The sequence below is a fragment of the Francisella philomiragia genome, from assembly GCF_018135955.1.
Lineage (GTDB): Bacteria > Pseudomonadota > Gammaproteobacteria > Francisellales > Francisellaceae > Francisella > Francisella philomiragia.
This window is the reverse complement of sequence record NZ_CP063138.1, coordinates 392,501-417,822: the sequence shown is the minus strand read 5'-3', so window position 1 is coordinate 417,822 and position 25,322 is coordinate 392,501. Positions and strand designations below refer to the sequence as shown.

Genomic DNA, 25,322 nt, shown 5'->3' with positions numbered 1-25,322 from the left:
ATAAAATATGAATAAAAAAAAGAATCTATCTAAAGCCCTACTATTTTTAAAAATAGTTTTTCTCATCTTGTTTATATTATCTGCATATGTATATATTAAACCAATGACTAATGCTACATACTTATCAGAAACTCAATATAAAGTACTAGAAGATGGTTCATTCGGATTTTTAAGTAAGAGTGAAATGGATAAATTCAACGATAGAACACCTCAAAACTTATTTACCAATTTTACATACAAAGCTTTGAGCCTATGGATGGGATATCATAACTACTATTATGATGTGATAAATACTATCTCTTCTGAACCTATTAAAGTCAACGATTATACTAGCAGTGAAAAAGATATAGATATTGATACCATGTTGGTAGCCATACTAAAAACCGATTTTAAAATTAGTGATATACCAAATGATACAACAGGAGATAGATTAGATCTAACTCTAGGTAAAGGCAGCGACAAACAAACATTTTATTTAGCAAAAAATAGTGATGGAAACTGGTATTTTACAAAAGAAAATTTCACAGATACTAATACACTTAAAAAATTCGCTGACTTCAAAAAAGAAAAGAGCCTAGGTGAAGATAATATAAGAAATATATCAATGCCAGTATTATCATACATGCAGTTCATATTTGGAGCTAATGACGCATATAAGTTCAAAATGGCAGATGCTTTAGACATAATGGACACTAGCTGGATTAATGAGAATATTAGAAAAGATTTTGCTTCATTTATAGCTTTCAGTATGGATAGAGTCTTCAAAACTGCTAAAATCACTATACGAAATATACCCGGAGAAGTTCTTCCTGGTAGTAATTTGGTAATGGTCTACACTTCTCCTACTTCAGGTAAAAGTATATATTTAGAAAATATTACCAATAAAGATACTAACACTAAAAACTGGATCTTCCCTAAAAATGCTCAGTTAGATGGAGTAAGTATATTTTTGGATGAGCTAAATAATAATGTTAGAGCACCTTTTGGCTCTAATCTACGTAATTCTATTTGGGAAAATATTCCTAGCCTTCTAAAAGAGTATGGACCAAATTTGTATATTAGCATTATATCAATAATCTCACTAATGCTATTTTATGTGATATATAAAGTGTTGTTTGTAGTTTTAACACCAATATTCAGAGTTATAGGTAGTCTTTTTGAAAATAAAGACTATAAAACAATGAAGAAATTAAGCATTGCGACATCATTAATAATATCAATGTATGCTGCATATTTTTTCTTTTTTAATTCATTAATCATATTCACAAATGCTTCCAACTATTTCGATATAATTTTTAAAATTGTATATGGAATTGTAGTAATGTTCTTATGTACAGAGATTATGAATGTACTATGCTCATTCATAATCTCTTCTTACAAAAAAGTTAAGGACCAAAATAGATCTGCAAGATTTGCGTTTGCTATAATAATAGCTAATAAAGTAATTAACCTTATTATTATATTAATAATCGCAGGAATCATAATCCAAGAGCTTGGCATTGACATGATTCATTTCTTAGCAGCTCTTGGCATAGGTGGTCTTGCTATAGCTCTTGCTGGTAAAGATACAATCGAAAACTTATTTGGATCGATAATCCTAGCTGTAGAAAGACCAATAAAAATTGGTGATTGGGTTATTATAAAAGACAAAGAAGGAATAGTTGAAAAAATAGGACTAAGAAGTACAACAATTAGAACATTTGAAGATTCAGCACTTATAATACCTAACTATGCTTTTGTAACTTCACAAATCAATAATATGGGTGAAAGAATATATAGAAGATATATGACTACTCTTGAAATTGACGAATCAACACCTACCTCTAAACTCAGATCTTATGTTGACGCCATCAATAAACTAGTATTAAACACCCCTCACATGAGAAAAGAGGGATACTATATACGTGTAAATGATTTAAAACCAGCATCTATCAAAATATTAGTTTATGTTTTCTTTATCTCTGCTGATTGGGGAGAAGAACTAAAGCAAAGAGAGCAGTTTATCATGAGTATGCTAGACTTAGCCGAAGAGATCGGTATCAAGTTAGCACCATCACAAAAAATTCAATTTGATGCTAATTATTCAGACTAAATCATACCCTAAAGTTTTTATTAATAAGTATGAAAATAAAAAATCTTTTATTCAGTATAATTCTTTTTTTGATAGCTAACCAAGTGTTAGCAAATACTGAGCTTGATACTAATATTAAATCAGATTCCAAAAAACTTGAAAAAGATACCGAGAATCTCTATAGATTACCACCAAACTACTATAACATTAACGATCTTGACGATATAACTAAGAAGACTTTTAAACCATCGATATATGTCGCAATTAATGGCGGTTGGGGGCAACAAACCGATATGTCAAAAGGTGGTGGAACTGTAGTTGCTAACTTAGGATATAGATTTAGTGAATCTTATGCTGTAGAGTTTGTATACCAAAATTTTCTTGTTAGCCAATACAATACGACTCAGGTTAATAACTATTTTGCTGGGGCTGCAAAATACTATTACAAAATAAATAATTATGTAACCGCATATGCTGCTGCCGGACTTGGAATTGGACACACAAATATTAATGGTATAGCTAATCAACGTAATGCTCCAAGTAGCTATTTAGATACAAATAATACATGGGGAGGATTTGCAGTTTTTCCAGCTGGTGTAATGTTCCCGATCAAATATGTTGATAATCTTAGTCTAAAAGTATCTTATACCTATACAATATCATTTACTGGTGAATCACAAAACTTCGTAACATCTGGCTTACAGTACTCATTTTAAATGATTATGCTTTTTTTAGATTAGGCTAAATAAATTCTTATAAAGAAGAGTTTATAATCCTCAAAACCACTATATTTCGTTGGTTTTATGTCAACAAAATAAAAATATTATTTCCTATCTTTTTCAACCACAAAAACTATAATAATCTTCAACAGCAAAGCTAAACTAAAACTAATCCACAAAGCCAAAAGTATAAAATGATAATTTGAAATATTTAAATGTGCCTTCAGAAATCCCCATATTGACATACACAATGCTACTGAGAATGTTATCATTGCTGCGGCAGTACCATGTCCTTTGGTAATATTACTCATAGCGGCACCTGTAGCCATAGGTATAAAAAAGCCTAAAAAATAACATATTAAATGCAAGGTTGTCACAGTACTATATGATGATAATTCTAAAGAGCTATATAAAATTATAAAAATAAATATAATAGCTAAAATACCTAGATTATAACGTTTCTTATGGCTACTATCTGCCTTAATGCGATAACTAAATATTCCAAGGATATATAGTAAGGATGTCACCAAAAATACTACGGTAAAGACATCTATAGACATATTTAATTCATCAACCAACAAACCTTTAAATGAGCTCATCAAAACACCCAGATAAAAAGAAAAAAGTATTGCTACAATCATTACATTTAACAAATATCTAGGCTGAGATAGTGCATGAGCAAAGCCTGAGAGTATTTTAGAAGCTGGAATTACAATCTGTCTTTGAGCATCAGCAGTTAATATCTTTATTGAAAAAATAAATAATACCACTTCAATTGTTGCCATACAAAAATAAGCTGCTCGCCAAGAAATCGGAATTAATAATAAAGCTAAATATGTACTAACTATAGGTGCAACTATTATCATTACTGATAAAACCGAATATGCTTTTTTCATTTGGCTATTATTATCAGCATTACGTGATATCAATGCTCTAGCGATAGATGAGTAACATCCCGTACCAAGCCCCAAACTCACAAAACCAATATATACAGTATAGATACTATCAGATAGTCCGATGCAAACTAAACCCAATATAGACAAGCTCTGTGAAAAAAATAGTACTCTCTTTGCTGTAAAAACATCTGATAAAGTCGCAAATAAAATCGCAGAAACACTAAACATAAAAAATGATAGGCTCATGGCTATCTGCGTTACATAATCAGACAGATGCAAATTAGATGCTAACGATGGTGTTAAGGTCATTGAGATTGTTAAAGTCATATACCCAACGTATGTCAAAAAGTATGCTAATAAATTCTCTCTTTTAACACCACTTATTATTACACGCATTAGCTTTATGGCAGAACAAAACATTTGATATGATTATATACCATTTAGATTTATAAGAGTTTATTTTCTAAAACTCTGCTTGTCAGATATCTTATAATCTAAGAAATTACTAATATGATTCTTTTTGTCTTTGAATACAAAATTATTATATACAATTATATACATTAGAACCTTTCTAACATAATGACGAGTTTCACCAAATGGAATATTCTCTATCCAAATGGTTGCCGGAACTTCTTTGTTATTCAACCATTTAGCAACATTTCCTGGACCAGCATTATAAGCAGCTATTCCCAATACTGGATTTTTATCAAATAGCTTTTCCAAGAAATACAAATTAGCTGTACCAAGCTTAATATTATTCTCAGGTACAAATATCTGACTAGCCATACTTTCAGACTTATCACCAATTAGAGATAACTTATATTTCTTTGCAATAAATTTAGCTGTAGGCTCTGTTACTTGCATTAGTCCCTTTGCACCTGCCCATGAGCCAGCTTCAACATCAAATAATGACTCCTTACGCATTATCGATAATACTAGATCTTGGTCTATACCAAATTCTTTAGCATTCTTCTCAACTGTATCTAAAAATGCTTTCGGGAACAACATATCAATATTATTGTATTTACCAATTACAGCCATATTAAATATTGCAGCATAGTACATTTTATTATCTTCTGCTAATCTAGCTAACTCTTTGATCTGTGTAATATCTTTATTTTTAAGTTTATTGCGTATCGTCCACTTCCAAAGACTTGTAGAATCCTTAAATTGCTCAATCTGATATAAATCTATTGCCTGTTGAATAGCCTCTTCAGATTCAAGTTTTTTAGCTTCGCCACTATCTAACTTATCAGCATTATCACTACCAAAATTATATGGCTTACCAAGCTTATCAGATGCTAGGAATGAATAGTAATCCAGAGGAGTCTTAGTTAAATTTATATATATATCATCCGCTTTTGCTTTTTGACCTACTTGTTCGTAACTATATGCTAACCAATATCTCCACGCCTCATCTTGCTGAGATTTCTTAGGTAATTGATTATATGTTTGTATATAATCTTTGAAATTCTCGTTATATAAATCTACTCTTAGCAACCATTCCCATGCTGTGGTATCAAGATATTTTTTATCTACCCTCGCTAGCCAATGTTTAGCTTGAGGCGATTGTGATCTAGCAAAACTAACTGCTATAGCTGAAATACACTGTTGCTTGGTCTGATTACTAAGATATCTTTTATTTTTTAAACTATCCCATATTTTTGCATATTGCTCAGGGTTCTTTTTAACCAAATCAGTCGATATATCAACAAAGATTTTGTCGAAGTTCCTATAATTATGGAATCTATTTATAAAATTGTCTAAATTATTAGGATTCTTAATAGCATTTTGCCATGCTGATATATAGTTCACATAATCTTTATTATCTTTAACATATGTATTTAGCAACCATAAGCTATCATCAAACTTATTAGCAAAAGCTAGAGTATATGCCTTTGTAGTTAGATACTCTTTTGATTTATCTTCAGAACCATCCCAATACTTTTGCATATCATTACACGCCGATGGCATATAGACACGATTCTGCCAAAGATCGCCATATTGGTTTATAGCTTTAGACTTATTACCTGACTCATATTCAGCCTGCATTGACCAACATTTACCTGATATACCCAAATCTCCACTATAATACTTTTGAAAATGTTGCCAATCTTTTTTATTAGCATAATAGTTAGCTAAATTATCTCTAAGTTGACTACTCCAATAACTGTTTTGATTCTCTTTTAAATAATCATCTATTGTTCCTATCTCAAATATAGCAGGATCTATAGCTATTTCTTTATATTGAAGATAAGGATATATGCTTGTATCTTTAAGCTTTGTTTTTAGATAATAATATGACTTATAATCTTTTTTATCCAAAGCTTTTATAGCTTGCTGTGAATACTGTATCTGCTGGTTTGTAAGACTATAACCAATACCTATTGATAAGAATGCTATACTTCCTATGATAAACTTTTTTTTACTTAACACTTCTATAGATATACAAAATTTATTTTGATAGAAATACTAACATTATTAACAATAAAAGCCCAATATTATTACTGGGCAAAGTTACTTCTTAAAATCAAATTTATTCGAAACATTTGTATTTAACAAGTCACTTAACTTTAGTTTTTTATTATCTTTTAGAATGACATTATTATATACAATCATATTAACCAAAACCTTTCTTATATAATGACGAGTTTCTCCAAATGGAATATTTTCAATCCATTGTTTTACAGGAATTTGCTTATCTGTAAGCCACTTATTAACATTACCAGGTCCTGCATTATACGCTGCAATAGCTAGAACTAAATTACTTTTAAATAGACCATCTAGAAAATCTAAATTGGCAGAACCAATTTTAATATTTATATAAGGATCAAATATTTCATCTGATGAATTATTGATGTTATAGCCCAATCTATATTTATCAGATATGAAATTAACCGTAGGAATTGTAACTTGCATCAAACCCTTTGCACCCACGTATGATTTTGCTTCAATTTCAAACAAAGATTCTTTTCTCATTATTGAGTAAATCAAAGCCTGTTTCAAATCATATTTATTAGATTGTTCCTGCACAATCTCATCAAATGCATCTGGATATAATAAATGTACATGACTATCTAAACCCATCATATGCATACTAAATATTGCTTGATAATACATCTCATATAACCAAGCTAATTGTGCTAAAAGAGGTATTTCATTTCTATAGCCATCTGAAAACTTTTTACGAACTATCCATTTCCAAAGTTTTACAGAGTCATTAAACTGACCCATTTTATGTAACTCTATAGCATGTTTAACATTTTCATCTGATTCAAGCTTCTGAATTTCAGAATATGATATCCCACTAAAATTATTATCACCATAACTATAATTTATACCTAAAGCATCAGCAGATAGATATGAGTAATAATTATATGGAATTTTAGCTAGCTCAATATAAATCGGCTGAGCTTTATCAGGCATACCAATTTTCTGATAACTATAAGCTAGCCAGTATTTCCATACTTTTTCTTGTTGTACCTTTTTTGAACTATTAAGATAATCCTCAATATAACCACTATAGTTAGAATTATATAAATCAATTCTTAAAATCCAATCCTCCGCAACTTTAGAAATATGCTTTTTATCAATTTTCCATAACCATTGCTTAGCATTACTATCATGATTTTGTGCAAGAGCAACTCCTATTTTCTCATCTATCTGTTGTTGCACTTGATAACTTAGCAGCTTTCTATATCTTAACTTTTGCCAAACCTTAGCATATTTCAAAGCATCAATTTTTACATTATCACTGGCAATATCCAAAATCACATCTGTAAACTTTGGATACTCATGATATTTTTTTATAAAACCATCTAAATTGTTAACACTAAGATTATAAGTAACGTACTTCCACTGATCTATGTAATTAGCATACTCTTGATCTTGTTTAACATATTTAGACAGAAGTTTTGACGAATCATTAAAATCATTACTCAATGCTAAATTATGTGCTTTATCCAATATACACTGCTTTTCTTTTGGAGTATATTTTTTGACATCTTTATCTAATCCAACACACTCTGGCGCATTAAATTTATTTTTTTGCCAATACTTAGCAAAATCTTTGATAGCCTTATTTTTATCTACCTTACTCTGATTATCTGTAACCCAGCATTGGCCTACCGTTTGTAAATCGCCATCATAATACTTTTCAAACATTTTCCAATTTTTCGTTTTAGCATAATATATTGCCAAGTCATCACATAGCTCAGATGCCCAATACTCATCCTTATGAGCTTTGAAAAATTGCTGGATTTGTTGTTGAGAGAATTTATCAGGATGTAAAGATATCTCTTTATAATTTAAGTAAGTTTTAGTTTTTTGATCAGTAATATTATTTTCATTTTTAACTATCAAATAATCTTGATAGTTTTTTTGTTGTAGCAAATCTATAGTTTGCTGAACATTTTTAATTTGCTGATCTGTTAAGCCATAGCAGTAACTCGATATCAATATTAATATTAACGCCCCAAGTTTGTGCTTAAACTTTAAGATCATATTATTATTTTATTCTATCAACTAATTTCATTACAAAATCAGCTGATCGGTTTGCTGCCATTTTTGCAAATTCATCAAAATTATCTGGTGCATCTCCATCAGCAGTATCTGATATACTTCTTAGTATAAAGCTAGGGATATTCATTTCATTACAAATAAGATTAACGCTAGCGCCTTCCATCTCTATAGCTTTTGCATCAAACTCTTTGACCACGAAATCTTTTCTTTCAGCAGAATGGACAAATTGATCTCCAGTAGCAATTACTCCAGTATGTAAATTTAAATTAAGCTCTTTTGCGATTACTTTAGCTTGTTCTAGTATCCGTGCTGAAGTAGCAATCTCAACTTCAGAAATAGGAATCTTACCATAAGGATAACCAAAAGCTGTAATATCAACATCATGCTGAACTGTTGCTGTTGCAGCAATCATATCACCTACTTGCAAATCTTGAAGCCCACCAGCTACTCCTGTAAATAACAATGCATCAACGCCAAAATGTTCTATCATTATTGTTGCTGTCAAACTTGAGAAAACTTTACCAATCTTGCTATAAGCTACAACAAGCTCTATACCATTATAGTTAGCAACATAATATTTATTATTTGCATATTCTACAGTTTCATATTTTTCTAATTTTTGTAATATCGGCTGGATTTCTATCTCCATAGCCCCTAATATCGCTATTTTTTTCATTCTACACTCTCTATATCTATTTTTGTTATCTTTCTAAATCCTTGAGGTAATAATACACCTCCACCTGATGGCTTGTCTGTATAGTATGTTTCAAAGTTTTTATTATCAATACGAATAAACCTCTTACCCGCACTAAGGGTAAGTTCTTGCTCTGGTTTGAATAATTCAATAAATTTAAGTTCATCTTTTTTATCTAATTTAATTATAGCTTTACCTTTACCTTTCTTAAGGACTGCAAAGCTTTCAAAGTCTCGAATAATCGCCCTACCTTGTGAACTAACCGCAAGCATCTTCAAATCTTTATCATACGGTATAAACTTAAAGACATCATCAGCATCAAAGATATTTTTACCTGTAACTTTATTTGCTATCAAATCTTCAGCTGGTATCACGAAGCCTTTTCCACTAGTACTAGCAATTAAGAAATGCTCAGCAACATTAGCAAACTCTATATTAATAATCTCATCCTCTTTATCTAAAGGAATATAGGTGGTTATGTGCTCACCATAGCCCCTAGCTGATGGAAACTTATCGACATACATCGAATATGCTTTGCCAAGCTTAGTAAAGAAAATCAATTTAATATTACTATTACCAGAGGTTGCCAAATATGGTTTATCTTCAGGCTTATAACTTAAGCCTTTAGGATCGATATTATCACCTTTAGCACATCTTACCCAACCAGCTTTTGATAAAATAACAGTAACTCTTTCACTAGGCATCAGATCTTTCTCTTCTAGAGCTTGAGCTTTATCAGCTTCAACTATTTTAGAGCGTCTACTATCACCAAAATCAGCAAGAATTTGTTTTAATTCTTTTTTCATTAAGTTTTTAAACTTAACTTCACTATTTAGATACCCTTCAAGTAACTCTTTTTCTTTTTGTAACTCTTTCTGCTCTTTTTTAATTTCAATTTCTTCAATCTTTGCTAATTTACGTAGCCTAATATTCAAAATTGCTTCAGCCTGAATTTCAGAAAGTGCAAATCTACTCTGAAGCTCTAAACTTGGATCATCATAATTTCTGATAATATCAATAACTTCATCAATATTTAAAAAGGCTATCAGCATACCTTCTAGGATGTGTAGCCTATCTAGAACCTTATCCAAACTAGTTTGTAATCTTCTACGTAGTGTATGTCTACGATACTCCAACCATTCATTAAGTATATCTAACAGATTCTTAACCTGAGGTCTATTATCCAGACCAATCATATTCATATTTACACGGAAACTTTTTTCAAGATCTGTAGTCGCTAATAGGTGCCCCATAATTTTTTGGATATTCTTCTTTGTCGATGCTGAATATAAGACTATTTTAACGGGCTCTTTATCATCTGATTCATCTTGGATATTTTTAATCCAAGTGATCTTTTGTTGCTTAAGCTGATTAGCAATTTGCTCCATTACCGAAGCACTTGAAACTTGATGAGGTAATCGAGTAATTATCACATTACCATGATTATCATACTCATATACAGCTTGCTGACGTATAGACCCATTACCAGACTTATATACTTCAGCGATCTCTTCTTTACTACTGATAATATTAGCCCCACCTGGATAATCAGGTGCCTCAATTATTTCTAATACTTCTTCAATACTAACTTTGGGATTAGACAACAAATGCAAGCAAGCATTTATCACTTCTGTAATATTATGAGGAGGTATATATGTTGACATCCCCACCGCAATTCCCATTGCTCCATTTAGGAGAATATTTGGTACTTGTGCTGGTAAGAGTTTTGGCTCATCCATTGTACCATCAAAGTTTTTGACCCAATCAACAGTACCTTTTTTTAGCTCATCTAACAACAATACTGCATACTTAGATAAACGTGACTCTGTATATCGCATTGCCGCAAATGATTTTGGATCATCAATTGAGCCCCAGTTACCCTGCCCATCAATAAATGGATATCGATATGAGAAATTCTGCGCCATCAACACCATTGCTTCATAACAAGCACTATCTCCATGTGGATGATACTTACCTAGTACATCACCAACAGTACGAGCAGATTTCTTATATTTAGATAAATGACTTAGTCCAATTTCACTCATCGCGTAAATAATGCGTCTTTGTACAGGCTTAAGCCCATCAGAAATATGCGGTAGTGCTCGATCTAATATTACATACATCGAATAATTTAAATATGCTTGTTCAGAAAACTCTCCTACAGACTGAGTACTTTCTAAGCTTGAGAATAAATCCATTTTTTATAGAAAAATATAAATATTTATCGATAAATTATATATCAACCAAATTAGCGATGCTAGCGTGATAACAAATAGAATTAGTATCAAATCCTAAAGAATAAAACAATTTACATTAAATAGAAAAGTATTACTTACTCTATTTTCAAGCTTTCTGGCCATATAATATAATCTCCATATCGCCCTTTCTTAGCCTCACCACCAACTAAAATACCCTTTTCAGTAAGTTGGTATTCGTTATTCTTATCTTTTATTAAAAATTCAAGAAGGACTAATTTTTCCATTAAGTCTGATGTTTTGATTTTATATTTACTAGCAAGCTTTGATGAGGTAAGTTTAACAATGTCGCTTTCAATTTGATTAGTATCTTTATCAAGTACACTATCATGCTTTGATTTATCTATTTTTTGTAAAGATATTCTAACTTCTTCGCTGATTCTAATTATCCTTTGAGCTTCGTCATAAGTTTCTCGGTACATTTCTGAATCATCATCACGAGAAATATATACACCCATTTCATTATTATTAACCTGACTAAATTCATATAAATTCAAACTTGTTATAATACATGATGTTTCATTCATATAACATTTAGCATGTAAATTTTTACAGAAGCTCGTTCTTACAAAAGTAAGCTCATTCAACCAACTTATTTCTGCTGGCTGCAACTCGCTTTTACCATAAACAATACGTACATCTATTTTTAATCTATTTTTATCCTCTAATAACTCTTTGATACGATCATTTAATTTTAGATATGGGCTAATTAATATAAGACGATCAGATGCACTTTTTATTAGCTCTTCTAAATAATAATTCGTAGCACTAGTGTTCAAGAATTTAGCCATATATTTAACTCCTTGTATGTAAAAGCAAGATTCTAATTAACTCTTCTGCCTTCTCAGATAAGCTATTGTTTCTAGCTCTTTTGAGAACACAAACTTATTCCTTTGTAAAAAATCCAATGTTTTAAGTATGTCTTTAAATCCAGAAAGAACCCAAGCCTGAATACTATAATCAAATACAGTTTTTGCTTTTAAATATCTACTAACACCAGCTCGACACTCTTGCGTAAGAAAGTCTGTAGCGGGGAATTTAATAACAACGATACCTCGCTTATCATATACAGCTACTTTTGCATACCCACCAAGACTTGAAAGCTGCTCTTTAACTCCTTTGAAGTCTTCCCAAGCCAACATCATTTTCTCAGTGGCTTCTTTCTCCATATACTTTATTGACTTGGAGTTGTAGCTTTGTTTCAGGCTATATGACTCTTCTTTTAGTTCATTATATTTTTCTAATAACTCTTTGTAACGCCTGTCTAAAGTAAGATTTGCTATTTCTAAGCTATCGTTTTTATTTGAGATCTCGACTTGTTTGTGTTTTATCTTATTTATGCTTTTTGATATTTCTTTATCAATGTACTGCTTTATATTATTACGTAAACTATAAGCGATTTTATCTTCTTTAATACCTGATTCTTTGAGGGTAGATTTAATAGCTTCTAGCAGCTCATCTTTAATAACTGTATTTATTGTTAGTTCTTGCTCTAATTCTCCAGTTATAATGGCTTGCTTTCTATCATTTTTGTATAAAGTAACCTTCTCAACTAAATCAATAATAGAAACACACTCTCCAATAAGCTTTCTAACTTTATTGACTGTGATCTCTTCATTCTGTGAGCGTAAAAGCTCACATTTTTGATTCACGAGCTTTTGAGTTACTTGTTTTGTCATTTTAGCTTCTTTCTTCTTCTCTTAATGTTAGAACCTCATAACCATCCTTCGTAACTAAGATTGTATGCTCCCACTGAGCTGATAGAGATCTATCTTTTGTTACAGCTGTCCAACCATCTTTTAAGACAGATACAGCTCTTTTACCAATATTTATCATTGGCTCAATTGTAAAAATCATACCATCTTCAAACTTAGCACCCGTGCCAGCTTTACCATGATGCATTACATGTGGTGGCTCATGAAAGTTTGCACCTATTCCATGACCACAAAAAGCATCAACTATAGAGTAGCCAAATTTTTTAGCATGTTTTTCTATTACGGCACCTATATCGCCAAAATGATTACCTGGTTTAACAACTTCAATACCTTTCCACAAACATTCATGAGTAACTTCAACTAATTTTTTAGCCATAACCGAAGGTTCGCCAATCATAAACATTTTACTAGTGTCACCATGATAGCCATCTTTTTTTACAGTAATATCTATGTTTAAAATATCGCCATTTTTTAATTTCTTATCAGCAGGAATTCCATGGCAAACTACATGATTTATAGATGTACAGATAGATTTAGGAAAACCATGATAATTCAATGGTGCAGGATATGCATCCTGTTCTTTGACTATATAGTCATGACAGATCTGATCTAACTCAGCTGTTGTTATCCCTTCTTTTACATAAGGGGTTATCATCTCCAAAACTTCTGCTGCTAATTTACCAGCAACCCGCATCTTCTCTATTTCATCTGGAGTTTTAATTATTATGTCACTCATATATTACAACTACTTTTTTCAAAAAATCTAGATACATTATTATAAACTATCAGTTAATGAATATATAGATACCAAAAACGATGTTAGAATTATTAGCATAAATAAATACATTACAGAAGTATGAGAATCAGAAAAGCACAAGATACAGTTGCTGAACTCTTCAAAGATATCACTCACCCTCGCCTTGCTAGTTTCATAGCTCTTACTGAAGAGGTTGGTGAATTAGCTAATGAAATAATGCAAAAAGAGATTTACGAAGAAACTCAGAATAATGATAAGATAAAATTAGAACTTACCGATGTACTAGTAAGTTTATTAGAGCTGGCAAATCTCTACAATGTAGATTTAGAGATAGAATTTGATAAAAAAATCAAAAACTTAGAACCTCGAGTGAAGCAATGGTCTAACGCTAAAGATCTTCTTCAATCAAAAAGGACTAAGCTTGACTAATAGTGTTTCAAATATACTTAGTGAGTTTTAAATATTTTCTTCTAAATTGTATCTTTTAGCGCTGTTTTATACTACAATCTATCACGTAAGGAATAAAGAAATTTTTATTAACAGTAAATCTTTCATATTATTTAATTTCAGTTTTTGTTTAATCCCTTAAATTGTTATTTCATAAGTCCATACGATATAAAATAGCATTGAATATGCTAGAACTAACTAACAAATAACTAAAGAGAATAAAAATGGATAATAAATCACAAGGTACAGTAAAGTTTTTCAACGACCAAAAAGGATTCGGTTTCATCACTCCTGAGAATGGTGGTAAAGATGTATTTGTACATATTTCAAAACTTAATGGTGAAACACTTGCTGAAGGTCAACAAGTTACTTTTGAAACTCAAGAAGGTAGAAAAGGCCCTGAAGCTATAAATATTGAGGTACTATAATGCCAAGTATTAGAGTAGATGAGCGCAAACCATTTGATATAAGCCTAAGAAACTTCAAACGTGCTTGCGAAAAAGCTGGTATCAAGCAAGAGCTTAGAGATAGACAGCACTACGTAAAGCCAACTGAGAAAAGAAAAATAGCAAAACGTCAAGCTGTTAAAAGAGCTAGAATCGCTCAAAGAAGAGCTTACATCTAATTATCTATTAATTTCCCAATCTTTTTTATTTAAAATAAAAACTAATCTTTCGCGAGATGTGTCATTCTCGTAAAGTTTAGCTCCTAACTTTGTTACTGCTTTTTGAGAACGAATATTTTTATACCAAACATCAAAAAATACATTTTCGATAAAGTTAAATGCATAATCTAGCATTAGTTTTTTAACTTTTTTATTAAGCTCTGTACCCCAATATTGCTTAGCATAAAACGTATAACCTACTTTTATTGATTTTTTAATATAGTCATACTCATAATATCTAGTAGAACCTACCAATTCCTCGTTATAAAAAATTAAATAGCAATTTTGAGGATTTTTTAAACCATCATTAAAATACTTTTTAAACCCATCTACTTGACTACGTGATTTATCATTATGCTGAGCCCATATTTCAGGATCTTTAGCTATATTATATAACCTATCAAAATCTCCTCTAGTCATTATTTCAAGTCTAATATTTTCAGATGACAAAGATTTATTAAAATCCATAATGAATACCTTTTATATGAAATAATTTAGGGAATGCTATCAGAATTTACAGCATCACTATTCTACAGTAACAGACTTAGCTAGGTTTCGAGGCTGATCTACATCTGTACCTTTAATTATAGCCACATGGTAAGATAAAAGCTGAAGAGGTATTGTAAATACTATTGGCGCACTAAAATCATGTCCACCATCTAATTCCAAGACGATACTATTATCAAAGCTAACTTTATCTTTTATTACCTTATCTACAAAAAGAATTAGCTTTCCACCTCTAGCGTGAACTTCTTGAAGATTAGAAAGAGTTTTGTCCAATAAATCATCATTAGGTACCATAGCAACTATTGGCATATGTTTATCTACTAATGCTAGTGGTCCATGTTTTAACTCACCTGAAGGGTAAGCTTCAGCATGAATATAAGATATTTCTTTAAGTTTCAAAGCACCCTCTACTGCTATCGGGTAATACAATCCTCTTCCTAAAAATATTGTATGCTCCTTATCAGAGAAGTATTCACTTATCTCGTCTATCTCAGGATCTAATTTCAGTGCACCCATAACCAATGCGCGGATGTTATTAAGCTCTTTAGTATATTTTACTATTTCATCGTCTGACAAACTTCTCTTCAATTTAGACATTACAAGTGTAAATATTGCTAAAGCTACCAACTGTGTTGTAAATGCCTTTGTTGATGCTACACCAATCTCAACACCTGCTTTTGTCATAAAAGCAATGTCAGACTCTCGGACTAAAGAGCTATTTGGTACATTACAAATACACATACTACCAATGTAGTTTTGCTTTTTACTCTTTCTTAGAGACTCTAAAGTATCCGCAGTTTCTCCAGATTGTGAGATACTGACAAATAATGAACCATCGACGACTATATTATCTCTGTATCTAATTTCACTAGCTATCTCAACATTACATGGGATTTTTGCATACTTTTCTATCCAATATTTTGCCGTCATTCCAGCATTATAACTAGTACCGCATGCAACTATACTTATATGTTTAGTGTTCTCAAATAGCTCTTGAGCCTTTCTATCAAAATTATCTAAACTAATTTCACCATCATTTAATGATGCCATAATAGTATTTGATATAGCTTCTGGTTGCTCATATATTTCTTTAAGCATATAATGCTTATAACCATCTTTAGTCGCACTTGAAGATGAGTAGTTATATTCTTCAACTTCTAAATTTTTAGGTGCTCCTTTACTATCAAAGACTTTAACATCCTGTTTAGATATAATAGCTATATCGCCCTCATCAAGATAAGAGAATCTATTAGTAACTGGTAATAGCGATAACGTATCAGATGAAATAAAATTCTCATCAATACCCACTCCTATAACTAGAGGAGACCCTGAGCGAACAGCAACAATCTTATCAGTAAATTTTTGTGAAATTATTGCTAAGGCATATGCCCCTTTTAAAAGCTTAGTTATAATCTTGATATTATCAATAATAGATTTAGAATCATCCCATTCTCTATCTAATAGATGCGCTACAACTTCAGTATCAGTATCTGATTTAAAGAGATAACCGCCATCAATTAATGACTTTTTTAATTCAGCAAAATTCTCAATTACACCATTATGAACTATGCAAAATTTCTCCGAAGCATGTGGATGAGAGTTTTCTTTGGAAGGTTTACCATGAGTAGCCCATCTAGTATGAGCAATACCAATATCACCTTTAAAATTTGATAAGCTATGAACTGCTTTCTCTAACTCAATAACCTTACCTACTTCTTTACATATATCTATCTGATTATGATCATCTATAACTGCCAAACCAGCAGAATCATAGCCACGATACTCAAGTTTCTTCAAACCTTCAATCAGAATATTTGTAACATTTCTTGTAGAATTGGCACCTACTATCCCACACATAATATATACCTTATTTTTTACTTATCGTCTTTTTTGACAGGTCTCTGCCAAGTATCAATATGACGCTGTCTTGCTCTTGAAATAGCAAGATTATCAGCTGGAACATCTTTTGCAATAGTTGATCCAGCACCAATAGTAGCTCCTGGACCTATATTAACAGGAGCTATTAGTTGTGAATCAGATCCAATAAAAGCATAATCGCCTATTGTTGTTTTATGCTTATTAACTCCATCATAATTACAAGTTATTACACCTGCTCCAATATTACAATTAGCTCCGATTTCACTATCACCCAAATATGTCAAATGAGAAGCTTTTGATCCCTTTCCTAAAATAGTTTTTTTTGCTTCAACAAAGTTTCCAATAACAGCACCTTCCTTGACATCACATTCTGGTCTAACTCTAGCGAAAGGCCCAACAATAGCTCCTTCACGGATAATAGATCCGTCAACCATACTATTAGCCTTTATTTTAACATTATCTTCTATAGTACAGTTTTTTAGAATACAGTTTGCTCCAACTACAACATTATTACCAAGCTTCACGTGACCTTTAATGATTACATTAACATCTAACCAACAATCTTTGCCAACCTCAAGTTTACCTCGTACATCTATTCTATTAGGATCCGCAACACTAACACCTTTTGACATTATCACTTCAGCTATGTGTTTCTGCCACTGTCTTTCAAGTTGTGCAAGTTGAACTCTATCATTAACACCTTGTATCTCAAATTCTTCAACAGGGTGAGTTACCGTTATAGAGATGTTATCCTCTCTTGCCATTGCTACTATATCTGTAAGATAATACTCACCTTGTGCATTAGTATTGCCTAGATTAGGCAGCCATTTTTCCAAGTGATCTCTAGATACACAATATATACCTGTATTTATCTCTTTGATCTGGCGCTGACCATCTGTAGCATCCTTCTCTTCAACTATATGACTTACTGCACCAAATTTATCTCTTACAATACGTCCGAGTCCCGTCGGATTATTTACAATTGCTGTGAGAACTGCTAGATCATTACTTGCCGATTTAATCAAATTAGCTAGAACTTCTGTAGATATTAGTGGTACATCTCCATATAAAATTAGAACTTTATCTTCTTTAATATAGGGTAAAGCCTGTAGCACAGCGTGTCCTGTCCCTAATTGTTCTTTTTGTTCTACAAAAGTTATATTTTTATTAACCAACTCTTCTTCGACCATGTCTTTTAAGTGACCTGTAACAACAATAATATTACTAGGTTTCAAAGGCTCAACACGATTAATCACATGTCTAATTAAAGTTTCCCCAGCTAAAGTTTGTAAAACCTTAGGCTTATTTGAATTCATTCTAGAACCTTTTCCTGCTGCTAAAATAACAACTGACAAACTCATAACAAAAAACTCCTTATACTCGTATATCGCATTCTTCCATCAGAACTGTGATAATTTGATAATGATCTTCTAGCATTCTATCATACATACTATTTATAATTGAATCTATTGAGATCCACTCAACTTTATTAGCATCATCTGCTGCACTGATTATTGGTAGATTCGGCCATTCTTCAAATATAAAAACTCCAACATGACTTATTGTTCTTCCTCGAACAGAACGATCTGGATAGTCAAAGACTTTTTCACATCTTTTTGCCAAAGATAATTGTTCAATACTAAGATCTATATTTGTTTCTTCAAACAATTCTCTTATTATTGCTTGAGATATAGTTTCATCGCACTCCAAAAACCCACCTGGCAATGCCCATAATCCCTTACCAGGAAAGCCTTTTCTTTGAACAAGAAGAATATAATTATTTACTATAACTAGAGCATCTACAGTAACTAGATTTGGTTTATATGGCGCATTTCTCCATGAATATTTATAATCTATAACATAGCTATTTTCAGCAACCAAATCTTGATATGTTACACTTTGCATAAAGGTATTTAGTAACTTAAATGTTCCCTGATTTGGTGCTGGACTACACATATACTCATCAAGAATTTTACCTTTATAAAAATATTTTCTAAACTCTGTAGCATTATAATTTTTATAATTATCTACTGGTATATATCCCCACTCTGGAAAACTCTTAATATAGTAGCTAGAATCATCCTTAATATGTCCGACTATAGCTATAGTTTCATCTAACTTAGCATGCTTATAGACATTTTGGCGCAAAGACTCTTCCCACTTTTGCTCTTGGTAGAAATAGTCTGCTAATGGCTCTATTTCAATCAAACATAAATCAATACCAGCCAATTTCAAGTCCTCTATAATCATCTGCTTTCTAAACTCAAATGAAAATGGATTCTTTATATTTGGAGCATTAAATGAACTACCTACGCTTATGATAATCCTCTTACTATGTTTCAATGCTACTTGTATATTATGTAAATGACCTTTATGAAAAGGCTGAAATCTTCCAATAAAAACTGAAATATCATACATCCCTTTCACCTATATATTTAGTTCTTGGGCTTGAGTTTGGCTATCAAAGACACTATCACCAGATGGCGCAGTAATCTTAGTATAATCTTTCATCTGATTTTGAATTTGATCCGTTTCATCTTGTTGTATAGATTTATCAATAGTTCTGTCATAAGAACCAAAACCAAACTTGCTCTTCTTAGCAGAACCTAAAAGTCCACCTAAGCTTGACTGGCCCTTACTAGAATTAGCATCTGACACAGCCATTTCTGCCTCAGCTTGTTTAGCGATTTTCAAGTTATCATCGCTTTTTAGTTCCGTATTATTCAACTCTTTACGGATCTCGCTTAATAATCTAACACCTTCAGAAATATGATCAGGTGCTTGAGTTTCTCCATCCCCAGTAAAGACTGCATTTATCTTAACCAAGCTAGAGAGCTCATCAATTTTACGCGCTTTAATAACAAAAATTAAATTTTTCTGACTATCTTTGACCGTAATTAAGTGTCCTGATAATACCTCATCCTTCTCAGATGTTATCGTGTAAATACTAGGAAGACCTTTGAAATAATCATCGAGTAGATTGATAGTTATAGATAAAGGCTCTCTAAACACAAGTTTCAATGAGCCTGAATCATCATAAACAACACTTATAGAAACTTTTGATATCTGATCACTAATGATTTTAGCCATATCAAATTTGACAGTGTAATTCGGAGGCAACATTTGTTGATAAGCCTTTGGAACTTGTGATCTAGCATACTTATCATCTCCATCAGGAAGTTTGAGTGCTGGCTTGATTTTTTCACCATTTAAGCCAGTAGGAATTATTAATGATGGTTCTTCTTTAACTTGAACTTTTGCATATTCATATTTCCTATTTCTAAATATATCCCAACTAAAGCTTTCATTAGAAAGACTCTCAGCTGAGAAATCATTATCCACATCGTTAGTCGCACAGTTTTGCAATAACAAACCAAGACTCGCTAAAATGAGTATTTGGAAATTTTTCTTCATCTGCAAATATTAATAACTAGCTAATTAAATTAACTAAACATTATAACACAGTGCTATACTAATAATAATAAAAGCTTCAAGAGTAAAAGATCAATGAAAGATAAAATTTTTATATTTCTACAATATATAATCCCTCATTCCTTAACATCAAGACTAGTTAGTAAATTAGCAGAATCAAAAAATAAACATCTAAAAAACTACCTAATAAATTTAGCCATAAAAAAATTTAAAATCGACATTAGCGAGGCTAAAGAAACTGATATTAACAAATACACCTCTTTTAATAACTTTTTTATAAGAGAGTTAAAAGATGGATTAAGACCTATATCATCAGATAAAAAAATCGTATCATCGCCTGCAGATGGTGTTCTAAGCGAGTTTGGAGACATTACTAATGGAAGCTTAGTCCAAGCTAAGGGAAAAACTTTTACACTAAAAGCGCTGATAGCTGATAGTTCAACAACTGATTTTACAAAATTTGCAACAATCTACCTATCTCCAAAAGATTATCATAGAGTCCATATGCCTATCGATGGTAAACTAACAAAAATGGTTTATATACCTGGCAAACTTTTTTCTGTTAATAAGGTCACTGCCCAAAATGTTGATGATCTATTTGCAAAAAATGAGAGATTAGTTTGTTATTTTAATACCGAAATAGGTGAAGTTGCAGTAATTTTCGTAGGTGCATTACTAGTCGCTGGTATCGAAACAGTTTGGCACGGCAAAGTAGCTCCAAACTATTACAAAGATATACAAATTTGGAACTACGGTAACGATAGCTTTAACATAGAATTCAAAAAAGGCGATACACTCGGCTGGTTTAACTTTGGTTCAACCGTTATTATCTTAATGCCTAACAATAATATAAGCTTCAAGTATAACCAAAGTAACGCAAATATATCTGTTAATCAAGACTTAGCTTTAATTGCTGAATAAAGATTCATATTAACCCAGCAACGACTAAATATATTAGTCTTATTAATTCTATTTGACTTACATTCATTTACATAAGCTACTTCTTTACTTTGTCCAAAACGATCATCATCAAATCTGAATCTAGCTGGTAACTTAATATCAAATCTCTTTGCCCACTTTCTGATTGTTACGTGTTTGAAGCCTAGTACTTTTTCAGCTTCTTGATAACTCAAACCATCTCTTTGACACTTCAACAAAACTTCTTTTGCTGAACAGTTAAATCTATTTTTGACGATTTGCTCAAAATTTCCTGTATATTGATTTGCCATATAACGAGTCTCCTATAAATAAAATGAAACACAAATCGACCCCCACAGATAGGCATAATACATAGTTTAGTACTGGCAAAAAACCTTTTATACAGCAAATTCAGAAGTTTAATTTTATTGATAAAATCATATAATTTATAAGACAATCCTTTTTAAAGATCTCTTAATAAAATTCTTTCAAAAATACTTATATATTAGTATTTTTGAATATTAGAAAATCTAGCCCAATGGGATAAATCCAAGTAAATAGGTATTTTGCGCACACGCATTTCTATCCATATACTTATTACCATTAGCATCTAATTTAGTTGGGCACTCATGCTTAACAACGCAAGACATCAAAATCATTGAAAGCACTGCAATAACTGTTACTCTAAGAATATTTTTTCTCATAATAATCTCCCTATCCTATTGTTGAGATTGTTTATCTGCTGGCATTGGTTCATATGTAGATACACATGATGCTAATACACAAGATACTAAAATTATAGTTATTAGTTTTTTCATACAAACTCTCCTTACAAATTTAATAAAATCTAATTAAACACAATATTAATCAGGCTACACTTAAATTTATACCATAATAAATATTAAATATTAAGAGTTTATATCGCACATTTTATATTTTTTTATTTAAAAATTTGTCTTTATATTTAGATATCAAATTACTATAATTGCAAAATTGATATTTTCAAGGCATCTTAAATGGATCTTAACCATATTCTAATAACAGTTTTAATGGCTTCAATTCCACTAATATTTGCGATAACCATGCATGAAGCAGCACATGGTTTTATTGCAAAATATAGAGGTGATGATACTGCATATAAATTAGGAAGAGTATCATTAAATCCAGTATCGCACATAGATCCAATAGGCACAATCATAGTACCTGGATTAATGCTAATAGCATCTTTTGCTTCAGGATTTCCTTTTATATTTGGGTGGGCTAAGCCAGTACCTATAAACTATAATAATCTCAAAAATCCAAAAATTGATATCGCTATAGTTGCAATTGCAGGACCTTTAGCTAACTTCCTAATGGCAATAATATGGGCATTAACAGCAAAATATGTAACTCTACATCCTTATATTCAAGGAATGGCTTTTTATGGCATAATGATCAATATCATATTAATGATTTTAAATCTTTTACCAATACCTCCCCTTGATGGTAGCAAAGTTCTGGCATCTTTTTTACCTAGAGAGATAGCCTATAAGTACAATAATTTACAAAAGTATGGTTTTTATATTTTATTAGCACTAATATTAATTCCAATTAATGGTTCAAATTTATTATTTTTTATTATGAAACCATTTATAAACGTAAGCATGAATATAATTCAAGCAATTGTATTCTAATTAAATTACTTGCATCCTAAATATACCCTCTAAATTAGATCTTAAGCTAAATTACATAAAACTTTGAACAAAATTTGGTTTAGTTATACGTATTTAGTAAAATAATAGTTATATCCTATTTTATTTTAGAACATATGTTAAGCAGTAAACATTTAAAAGTGTTTTTTTGTTACTAATATCGCTAAGTTATTATAAAAATATATTTGGATATGGTAGCACACCACCTCTGACACCTACCATCGTAAAGACATCTGCCTTTATAACTGATATCCAAAGCTTAGATGAGGTCAACGAGCAATTACAAATCGATATTATATTCAGATTTAAATGGAATGATCCCAGATTAAAATTTGACAAAAATGATGAAAAGACTTTATACAAACTATATCAAGGTGATTTTCAATATGATGAAATTTTTGAAGGGTGGAGACCGCAAATATCTATAATTAATGAAGTTGGATCTCCTCAAATAAAAGCGAGACAAATAAAAATTTATCCTAATGGAGATATCATATATACTGAGCAACGCACATTGCATCTTGAAACGCCTATGCAACTTGAGAAATTTCCATTTGATAAACAAACCCTAAAAGCATATATAATACCATTTGGATATAATTCAAGCGAAGTAAAACTAGTAGTGGAACCAAACCATAGAATTACTGTTGAAGATTATGTCAGAGATCACCCAAATATAAATATAGCAGAATGGCACCTTGCTAACTTTAATTTGACAAATACAGAACCAACAAAATATTACTATGGAAAATCAGAAAAAATATCAATGCTTGAGTTTAGTATTTCATTAGAAAGAAAACCTACCAATATCCTTCTAAAAGTATTAATTCCATTGACACTATTGGTATTAGCGATGTGGGCAGTATTCTGGATGGATACAAAAGCACTATCAGATAGGTTAAATATAGCATTTATAGGAATTCTTTCTGTTATTGCATATCAGTTCTTGATTGAGGGCGAAATGCCTGATATTGACTATTTAACTTTTACTGATGGATTTTTATTATTATCATTCACCATTTTATTCTCAACCGTATTAGAAAGTTTAATCGTTTATTGGTTAATAAAATCAAATAAACATATATTTGCAAAAAAATTAGATATATTCTCTAGATTTGCATTTCCAATTACCTATATATTATTTATATTCACGCTATATCTAATATATCTTCGCTAACTTATTATTAGAATACCTTAAATGTTCTTAATAAAGATATAACGTAAATATTAATACCATCGAATAAAGTATGCTCATAATCTGTCAAGCTTTACATCCAAAATATCCTTAACTTTAGAAAAGCCATCACAAGATATTTATAAGTTATTCATTCAAATTCTATCATACAAACACAAATAAGATTTATTTCGCTATCTATATTTGTAAAAGAGTTACTAATTGTAATAGTACTACAAACATCTTTAAAAGAAAATATTTGGTAGTGTAACTTAGCAATCACATAAGCATCAACGACAATCATTCAACATTTTTTCAAAACTTAATACTTTAAATCTTTTAGAATTACGACAGCCAGAAAATAATTCTTCTGAATATTATAACACCTAGTACAATCTCGCTATAAATTAGGTTTTAAGCCTAGTGCTTTCTTAAGCTACAGTATTCGTCTTATAAGTAAAATACAGCAAATTAGTATTGCTTATCTAGTTCTAATTCTAGCTCAAATTATTTGGCAATATTTTCTACTGCTTTATCTTTATCACAATACAAGCACATCTTGTATTTCTGTAATTATGAATTAATATCTTTAATTAGCTAGTCCTTTATATAAAGTTGAATAACTAATGACATAATTTTGGACACTATCTTAGCTTCGATATTTTGATATTTAAAAGCTATTAGTATATAAGTGATAAATATAAATATAAATATCAGGAGATTATAGATTAAAGTTGCTGTTTAATATAGCCATAATAGATTTTTAATTTGGTAAGTATAAAAACACAAAAGCCCCATATTTCTATGAGGCTTTTTGTATTGCTTATCACGATAAGACTTTGATGTAATAAGATGGCGATTACCTACTTTCACCTGGGCATTGCCAGACTATCATCGGCGTATTGTAGTTTCACTTCTGAGTTCGGAATGGGATCAGGTGGTTCCTACAAGCTATTATCGCCAAAACTGTGTTTTGGATAATA

At 31.0% G+C, this 25,322-nt stretch carries 23 protein-coding genes and 1 rRNA gene; 8 read left to right on the top strand and 16 right to left on the bottom strand.

The annotated features are described in order from the left end of the window. Positions 1 to 7: 7 nt before the first annotated feature. Both IMS64_RS02160 and IMS64_RS02155 read left to right on the top strand, forming a co-directional pair. Positions 8 to 2,092: a mechanosensitive ion channel family protein gene (locus IMS64_RS02160; RefSeq protein ID WP_211490758.1), complete on the top strand. Its 2,085-nt coding sequence runs from the start codon at positions 8 to 10 to the stop codon at positions 2,090 to 2,092. Between the two features lie 29 nt (positions 2,093 to 2,121). Continuing rightward, positions 2,122 to 2,787: an outer membrane protein gene (locus IMS64_RS02155; protein WP_211490757.1), complete on the top strand. Its 666-nt coding sequence runs from the start codon at positions 2,122 to 2,124 to the stop codon at positions 2,785 to 2,787. A gap of 107 nt (positions 2,788 to 2,894) precedes the next feature. Here IMS64_RS02155 and IMS64_RS02150 read toward each other — a convergent pair whose 3' ends face one another. The 8 genes from IMS64_RS02150 to map form a co-directional block, all read right to left on the bottom strand. Further along, positions 2,895 to 4,082 (bottom strand): MFS transporter, encoded by a 1,188-nt coding sequence (locus tag IMS64_RS02150; RefSeq protein WP_234362501.1) that lies wholly within the window; start codon positions 4,080 to 4,082, stop codon positions 2,895 to 2,897. A 60-nt stretch (positions 4,083 to 4,142) separates the two neighbouring features. Further along, on the bottom strand, positions 4,143 to 6,122 hold the full coding sequence (locus tag IMS64_RS02145; protein WP_211490756.1) for a lytic transglycosylase domain-containing protein: 1,980 nt from the start codon (positions 6,120 to 6,122) through the stop codon (positions 4,143 to 4,145). An 81-nt stretch (positions 6,123 to 6,203) separates the two neighbouring features. Then, positions 6,204 to 8,189, bottom strand: coding sequence for a lytic transglycosylase domain-containing protein (locus IMS64_RS02140; protein WP_211490755.1), 1,986 nt, complete (start codon positions 8,187 to 8,189; stop codon positions 6,204 to 6,206). 4 nt (positions 8,190 to 8,193) lie between these two features. Beyond that, complete coding sequence (locus IMS64_RS02135; protein ID WP_004286363.1) at positions 8,194 to 8,883, bottom strand: 5'-methylthioadenosine/adenosylhomocysteine nucleosidase; 690 nt, start codon at positions 8,881 to 8,883, stop codon at positions 8,194 to 8,196. After that, the gene (gene parC / locus IMS64_RS02130; RefSeq protein ID WP_211490754.1) at positions 8,880 to 11,099 is read right to left on the bottom strand and encodes a DNA topoisomerase IV subunit A; all 2,220 of its coding nucleotides are present in this window, start codon (positions 11,097 to 11,099) and stop codon (positions 8,880 to 8,882) included. Before parC ends, IMS64_RS02135 begins: the two co-directional genes overlap by 4 nt. A gap of 134 nt (positions 11,100 to 11,233) precedes the next feature. Then, positions 11,234 to 11,947, bottom strand: a complete 714-nt coding sequence (locus IMS64_RS02125; protein WP_088820926.1) for a phospholipase D family protein — start codon at positions 11,945 to 11,947, stop codon at positions 11,234 to 11,236. A gap of 36 nt (positions 11,948 to 11,983) precedes the next feature. Next, complete coding sequence (locus tag IMS64_RS02120; protein WP_211490753.1) at positions 11,984 to 12,835, bottom strand: hypothetical protein; 852 nt, start codon at positions 12,833 to 12,835, stop codon at positions 11,984 to 11,986. A 1-nt stretch (position 12,836) separates the two neighbouring features. Beyond that, complete coding sequence (map, locus tag IMS64_RS02115; protein ID WP_211490752.1) at positions 12,837 to 13,607, bottom strand: type I methionyl aminopeptidase; 771 nt, start codon at positions 13,605 to 13,607, stop codon at positions 12,837 to 12,839. Positions 13,608 to 13,727: 120 nt separating this feature from the next. Between map and IMS64_RS02110 the strand changes: the two genes are divergently transcribed. The 3 genes from IMS64_RS02110 to rpsU all read left to right on the top strand — a co-directional run bounded on the left by IMS64_RS02110 (position 13,728) and on the right by rpsU (position 14,700). After that, entirely contained in the window at positions 13,728 to 14,057 is a 330-nt protein-coding gene (locus IMS64_RS02110; RefSeq protein WP_004286367.1) for a MazG nucleotide pyrophosphohydrolase domain-containing protein, read from the top strand. 242 nt (positions 14,058 to 14,299) lie between these two features. Next, positions 14,300 to 14,503, top strand: coding sequence for a cold-shock protein (locus IMS64_RS02105; protein WP_004286368.1), 204 nt, complete (start codon positions 14,300 to 14,302; stop codon positions 14,501 to 14,503). Then, on the top strand, positions 14,503 to 14,700 hold the full coding sequence (gene rpsU / locus IMS64_RS02100) for a 30S ribosomal protein S21 (protein WP_004286370.1): 198 nt from the start codon (positions 14,503 to 14,505) through the stop codon (positions 14,698 to 14,700). Before IMS64_RS02105 ends, rpsU begins: the two co-directional genes overlap by 1 nt. Here rpsU and IMS64_RS02095 read toward each other — a convergent pair whose 3' ends face one another. From IMS64_RS02095 to IMS64_RS02075, 5 genes are read right to left on the bottom strand one after another with little or no spacing between them, the layout of a single operon-like run. Continuing rightward, a complete protein-coding gene (locus tag IMS64_RS02095; RefSeq protein WP_211490751.1) occupies positions 14,701 to 15,207 on the bottom strand; it encodes a GNAT family N-acetyltransferase in 507 nt (168 codons plus the stop codon). It abuts the gene before it with no gap. Positions 15,208 to 15,264: 57 nt separating this feature from the next. Continuing rightward, a complete protein-coding gene (glmS, locus tag IMS64_RS02090) occupies positions 15,265 to 17,103 on the bottom strand; it encodes a glutamine--fructose-6-phosphate transaminase (isomerizing) (RefSeq protein ID WP_211490750.1) in 1,839 nt (612 codons plus the stop codon). Between the two features lie 17 nt (positions 17,104 to 17,120). Further along, the gene (gene glmU, locus IMS64_RS02085; RefSeq protein WP_042519052.1) at positions 17,121 to 18,485 is read right to left on the bottom strand and encodes a bifunctional UDP-N-acetylglucosamine diphosphorylase/glucosamine-1-phosphate N-acetyltransferase GlmU; all 1,365 of its coding nucleotides are present in this window, start codon (positions 18,483 to 18,485) and stop codon (positions 17,121 to 17,123) included. 13 nt (positions 18,486 to 18,498) lie between these two features. Further along, on the bottom strand, positions 18,499 to 19,542 hold the full coding sequence (locus IMS64_RS02080) for a bifunctional nicotinamide-nucleotide adenylyltransferase/Nudix hydroxylase (RefSeq protein ID WP_211490749.1): 1,044 nt from the start codon (positions 19,540 to 19,542) through the stop codon (positions 18,499 to 18,501). A 9-nt stretch (positions 19,543 to 19,551) separates the two neighbouring features. Continuing rightward, positions 19,552 to 20,538: a hypothetical protein gene (locus IMS64_RS02075; RefSeq protein WP_200156418.1), complete on the bottom strand. Its 987-nt coding sequence runs from the start codon at positions 20,536 to 20,538 to the stop codon at positions 19,552 to 19,554. Between the two features lie 93 nt (positions 20,539 to 20,631). On the opposite strand from IMS64_RS02075, the gene asd reads away from it, so the two are divergent. Then, positions 20,632 to 21,477 (top strand): archaetidylserine decarboxylase, encoded by an 846-nt coding sequence (asd, locus tag IMS64_RS02070; RefSeq protein WP_211490748.1) that lies wholly within the window; start codon positions 20,632 to 20,634, stop codon positions 21,475 to 21,477. Here asd and fevR read toward each other — a convergent pair. After that, entirely contained in the window at positions 21,450 to 21,785 is a 336-nt protein-coding gene (gene fevR, locus IMS64_RS02065) for a transcriptional regulator FevR (protein WP_035735153.1), read from the bottom strand. The genes asd and fevR overlap by 28 nt on opposite strands. A 219-nt stretch (positions 21,786 to 22,004) precedes the next feature. After that, positions 22,005 to 22,178 (bottom strand): hypothetical protein, encoded by a 174-nt coding sequence (locus IMS64_RS02060; protein WP_211490747.1) that lies wholly within the window; start codon positions 22,176 to 22,178, stop codon positions 22,005 to 22,007. Between the two features lie 312 nt (positions 22,179 to 22,490). Here IMS64_RS02060 and IMS64_RS02055 point away from each other — a divergent pair, with 312 nt between their 5' ends. Then, on the top strand, positions 22,491 to 23,147 hold the full coding sequence (locus IMS64_RS02055) for a site-2 protease family protein (RefSeq protein WP_211490746.1): 657 nt from the start codon (positions 22,491 to 22,493) through the stop codon (positions 23,145 to 23,147). A 166-nt stretch (positions 23,148 to 23,313) separates the two neighbouring features. Beyond that, positions 23,314 to 24,342, top strand: a complete 1,029-nt coding sequence (locus IMS64_RS02050; protein ID WP_211490745.1) for a ligand-gated ion channel — start codon at positions 23,314 to 23,316, stop codon at positions 24,340 to 24,342. Between the two features lie 847 nt (positions 24,343 to 25,189). On the opposite strand, the gene rrf is transcribed toward IMS64_RS02050, so the two are convergent. Beyond that, positions 25,190 to 25,304 (bottom strand): 5S ribosomal RNA (gene rrf / locus IMS64_RS02045). Positions 25,305 to 25,322 lie beyond the last annotated feature (18 nt).

Coding starts and splice junctions, on each gene's coding strand:
- IMS64_RS02160 (WP_211490758.1), top strand. CDS start 8: ATGAATAAAAAAAAGAATCTATCTAAAGCCCTACTATTTTTAAAAATA.
- IMS64_RS02155 (WP_211490757.1), top strand. CDS start 2,122: ATGAAAATAAAAAATCTTTTATTCAGTATAATTCTTTTTTTGATAGCT.
- IMS64_RS02150 (WP_234362501.1), bottom strand. CDS start 4,082: ATGCGTGTAATAATAAGTGGTGTTAAAAGAGAGAATTTATTAGCATAC.
- IMS64_RS02140 (WP_211490755.1), bottom strand. CDS start 8,189: ATGATCTTAAAGTTTAAGCACAAACTTGGGGCGTTAATATTAATATTG.
- IMS64_RS02135 (WP_004286363.1), bottom strand. CDS start 8,883: ATGAAAAAAATAGCGATATTAGGGGCTATGGAGATAGAAATCCAGCCG.
- parC (WP_211490754.1), bottom strand. CDS start 11,099: ATGGATTTATTCTCAAGCTTAGAAAGTACTCAGTCTGTAGGAGAGTTT.
- IMS64_RS02125 (WP_088820926.1), bottom strand. CDS start 11,947: ATGGCTAAATTCTTGAACACTAGTGCTACGAATTATTATTTAGAAGAG.
- IMS64_RS02120 (WP_211490753.1), bottom strand. CDS start 12,835: ATGACAAAACAAGTAACTCAAAAGCTCGTGAATCAAAAATGTGAGCTT.
- map (WP_211490752.1), bottom strand. CDS start 13,607: ATGAGTGACATAATAATTAAAACTCCAGATGAAATAGAGAAGATGCGG.
- IMS64_RS02110 (WP_004286367.1), top strand. CDS start 13,728: ATGAGAATCAGAAAAGCACAAGATACAGTTGCTGAACTCTTCAAAGAT.
- IMS64_RS02105 (WP_004286368.1), top strand. CDS start 14,300: ATGGATAATAAATCACAAGGTACAGTAAAGTTTTTCAACGACCAAAAA.
- rpsU (WP_004286370.1), top strand. CDS start 14,503: ATGCCAAGTATTAGAGTAGATGAGCGCAAACCATTTGATATAAGCCTA.
- IMS64_RS02095 (WP_211490751.1), bottom strand. CDS start 15,207: ATGGATTTTAATAAATCTTTGTCATCTGAAAATATTAGACTTGAAATA.
- glmS (WP_211490750.1), bottom strand. CDS start 17,103: ATGTGTGGGATAGTAGGTGCCAATTCTACAAGAAATGTTACAAATATT.
- glmU (WP_042519052.1), bottom strand. CDS start 18,485: ATGAGTTTGTCAGTTGTTATTTTAGCAGCAGGAAAAGGTTCTAGAATG.
- IMS64_RS02080 (WP_211490749.1), bottom strand. CDS start 19,542: ATGTATGATATTTCAGTTTTTATTGGAAGATTTCAGCCTTTTCATAAA.
- IMS64_RS02075 (WP_200156418.1), bottom strand. CDS start 20,538: ATGAAGAAAAATTTCCAAATACTCATTTTAGCGAGTCTTGGTTTGTTA.
- asd (WP_211490748.1), top strand. CDS start 20,632: ATGAAAGATAAAATTTTTATATTTCTACAATATATAATCCCTCATTCC.
- fevR (WP_035735153.1), bottom strand. CDS start 21,785: ATGGCAAATCAATATACAGGAAATTTTGAGCAAATCGTCAAAAATAGA.
- IMS64_RS02060 (WP_211490747.1), bottom strand. CDS start 22,178: ATGAGAAAAAATATTCTTAGAGTAACAGTTATTGCAGTGCTTTCAATG.
- IMS64_RS02055 (WP_211490746.1), top strand. CDS start 22,491: ATGGATCTTAACCATATTCTAATAACAGTTTTAATGGCTTCAATTCCA.